The following is a 3,788-nucleotide window of genomic DNA, read 5'->3' as shown; positions in this document are numbered from 1 at the left end:
TGCGAGGTTCTTTTTTTTGTGCTGTAAGGGCTTCATTCATAGTCATCCAGTTCACCTGAGAAAAGCCAAATGCCGAAAACAAAAGAAATACAATAGGGAATAGTTTCATAGGGTGAATTTACAAAAAATAAATAAAGCAAAAAACGCACCGTAGTGGTGCGTTTTATGTTAAAGTGTAATTTGAGGATGCTGTTATCTGATTCCGTGCATCATTTTTACAAGTAACTTGCTTATTGCAAGCATAATAAATCCTGCCACAATGGGGATAATTGTAAAAATCATAAAGAATGTAGCCATTCCATAATCTTCTACAATCGGGTCTATGTAACGACCAGTAAGTCCAGCAGCTGTATTAGCTATGAAATTTGCAACAAACCAAATGCCAAACATTAACCCCACCAGCTTGCCTGGAGATAGTTTACTAACATAAGATAGTCCTACTGGAGAGACACATAATTCTCCTAACGTATGGAATAAATAGGCGACAATTAGAAATATCATACTTACAGATGCTGTTTTTGCACCTAGTGGAATTCCCATAGAACCGAAAGATAAAATTCCAAATCCTACACCTAACAAAATAAGGCCGATTGCAAATTTAATTGGTCCTGAAGGATTGTACTTAGATTCCCATATTTTTGAAAAGATAGGAGCGAAAGCAATAATAAAAAAGGAGTTCAAAATACCAAACCAAGAAGCAGGAACTTCAGGTGCTGGATCCGTGAATTGTCTCATTAACATCCAAATTACTATTCCCCAAATAATTACAAAACTGAATCCTAAAAGGATGTTAGAAAGAGCATATTTAGAATAGGTTTGTTTAAATAACATAGCTAGAACCCAAGTAATAATGGCCATTGGAATTATAGTGAGTAGTGTGTTGAATACCTTAAAAATTAATGCGCCATCACCTTCTAATACTCTATCCGTATAATCAGCAGCAAAAATAGTCATAGAACCACCAGCTTGCTCAAATGCCCACCAAAAGAATATAGTAAAAAATGCCAAAACACCAATAACTACTAACCTATCAGATACAACTTTAGATTTTTTTACATCTTCAATCGTGTCTTCAACGGACTCCTCGACTTCGTCAAAGGTCTCTTCCAGAGCATCATCAAAGTCTTCTGCATCTTTGGGAGATAGTCCTATTTTTCCAAAAATCTCTTGAGCAAAATAGAACTGTAACATTCCGACAAACATAAATATACCTGCTAGACCAAAACCATAATGCCATCCCACAGTCTCTCCTATGTAACCACAAAGTAAAATACCTAAAAAGGCGCCAGCATTGATACCCATATAGAATATGGTATAACCAGCATCCTTTTCTTTATCTTCTGTTTTATAAAGTTGTCCAACCATGGAAGAAATGTTAGGCTTAAACATTCCATTTCCTATAATTAAAAGAACTAATCCTAAGTAAAAGAAAGTGCCGGTAAGTCCTTCTAATGCCATAGAGGCGTGTCCTAAAGTCATTAATAACGCACCAATCACGACTGCTTTTCGATAGCCGGTGATTTTATCTGCTATCAATCCACCAAAGATAGGAGTCACATAAACGAGACCTGTATAGAAAGCATAAAGAGTTAATGCATCTGCTCGATCCCAGCCCCAGCCTTCATCAAATACGGATGATACTAAGAAAAGGACAAGTAAAGCTCGCATTCCATAATAGGAGAAACGTTCCCACATTTCTGTAAAGAAGAGGACAAAGAGTCCTGAGGGATGTCCGAGTACGGTTTTTTGATTCGTTAACGAACCACCAAATTTATATTCCATAATTAGAGTTTACTATTTTAGTTGATTGTTGATTATTATAAATTATCCTTAATAAAATTAGTCATCTTGTTGTACAGGTGTATTCTGGTGTTCCCCCCATAAATACCGTGGTTCCTATCTGGGTAAACGGCCCATTCAAATTGCTTGTTTGCTTGTACCAACGCTTCTACCATTCTCATGGTGTTTTGAACGTGTACATTATCATCTGCGCTGCCGTGAACTAAAAGGTATTTTCCTTTTAATTTATCTACGTGATTGATAGGACTGTTTTCATCATAACCACTAGCATTCTCTTGTGGTGTGGTCATATAACGTTCTGTATAAATCGAATCGTAGAATCTCCAATTGGTGACCGGTGCCACCGCTATCGCCATACTGAAGGTATCATTTCCTTTTAACAGACAATTAGAACTCATAAAACCACCATAACTCCAGCCCCAAATACCTACACGACTGGCGTCTATGTAATTCATAGCACCCAGTTTTTTTGCAGCTGCGATTTGATCCTCTACTTCATATTTACCCAATTCGTTTTGAGTCACTTTTTTAAAGTCGGCTCCCTTGAATCCAGTTCCACGTCCATCTATACATACGACTATATAACCTTGGTTGGCTAGCATGCTGTACCAGAAGTCATTTGCCCCATACCAGGTGTTTGCAACAGATTGTGATCCAGGACCACTGTACTGCGTCATGAAAAGCGGATAGGTTTTGTTGGGATCAAAGTCCTGAGGCTTCATGGTCCACATGTTCAAATCATTTCCGTTGATGTTGATCGTAGAAAATTCTTTTTGAGAAATCAGGTAATTGTTTAATTTTAACTTGAGATCGTTGTTGTTTTTAATCTCACGTACTTTATTACCGTCTTTAGCATCGTTCAATGTATATACTGGTGGAGCAGTAGCACTAGAAAAGGTATTGATGTAATAGGTGAAATTTTTACTGAAAGAAGCGCTGTTCGTACCCATTTGAGAAGAGAGCTTTTCTTTCTTCTTACCTTTTAAAGAAATAGAATAAACACTTCTATGTATAGATCCCTCTTCTGTACTTTGATAGTAAATGTCTTGTGAGTTGGCGTCATAGCCATAGTAAGAAGTCACATCCCAATTCCCTTTTGTGATTTGGCGCTTTTCTTCACCATTTGCATCATAAAGATAGATGTGTCTCCAGTTGTCTTTTTCACTGGTCCATAAGAAGCTGCCATCTTCTAGGAAGGTAAGGTCGTCGGTAACATCTATATAAGCCGTGTCTTTCTCTGTAAAGGCGATGTTTGATTTTCCGGTAGCATCGATGTAATAAAAGTCCAAGACATCTTGGTGTCTGTTCAATACTTGAGCAGCAAGTGCCCCATTAGGCGAGTAATTGATTCGAGCAATATAAAACTCTTCATTGCGGCCTAAAGCTACTTCTTGGCGAGTGCCTGTAGATAGAGTGAACTGGTGAAGCGCCACAATGGCATTTTTTTCTCCAGCCTTAGGGTATTTGAATACTTCCTGATTTTGATATAAACCGCTTCCATAAACATCCATAGAGAATTCTGGAACATCACTTTCATCAAAAGAGATAAAAGCAATCTGTTCACTATTAGGACTCCACTCATAGGCTTTTACAAAGGCAAATTCTTCTTCATAAACCCAGTCGGTAACCCCATTGATAAGTGCATTAGTAACACCATCAGTAGTTGCTTGAACAACAACACCAGAATCTATATGTTTATAATAGATGTTATTTTTAAAAACGAAGGCTACTTTTTTACCATCTGGAGAAAAAGTAGGGCTTCTTACCAGTTCATCGCTCAGGGTTGTCAATTTCTTAGTGTCCAGATTTAAGATGTGCACTTTATCGTAGGAACTGCGTCTAAATATTTGATTGCTTTGAGAAATGATCATCATTTGCTTCTCGTCGTTACTTAAAATATAGTCTCTTATGGGAAGCTTTATATCTGCACTGCTCACTAATGTCTCTGTTTTCTCACCAGTGAGGTAGCTGTATTTATCTATAGTTTG

The 3,788-nt window shown here is 37.5% G+C and carries 2 protein-coding genes; both read right to left on the bottom strand.

Annotated features, from left to right (window positions below; all coding sequences use genetic code 11):
* Window positions 1-192: 192 nt before the first annotated feature.
* Window positions 193-1,782, bottom strand: coding sequence for a peptide MFS transporter (locus ACJAT0_RS12960; protein WP_415181994.1), 1,590 nt, complete (start codon window positions 1,780-1,782; stop codon window positions 193-195).
* Between the two features lie 35 nt (window positions 1,783-1,817).
* The coding region (locus ACJAT0_RS12955; RefSeq protein WP_415181993.1) for a S9 family peptidase at window positions 1,818-3,788 on the bottom strand (1,971 nt) is incomplete at its 5' end.

Origin of the sequence: Nonlabens sp. (assembly GCF_047636915.1) — a bacterium.
GTDB lineage: Bacteria > Bacteroidota > Bacteroidia > Flavobacteriales > Flavobacteriaceae > Nonlabens.
The sequence above is the reverse complement of the archived record's forward strand: the minus strand, read 5'-3'. Positions and strand labels throughout refer to the sequence as shown.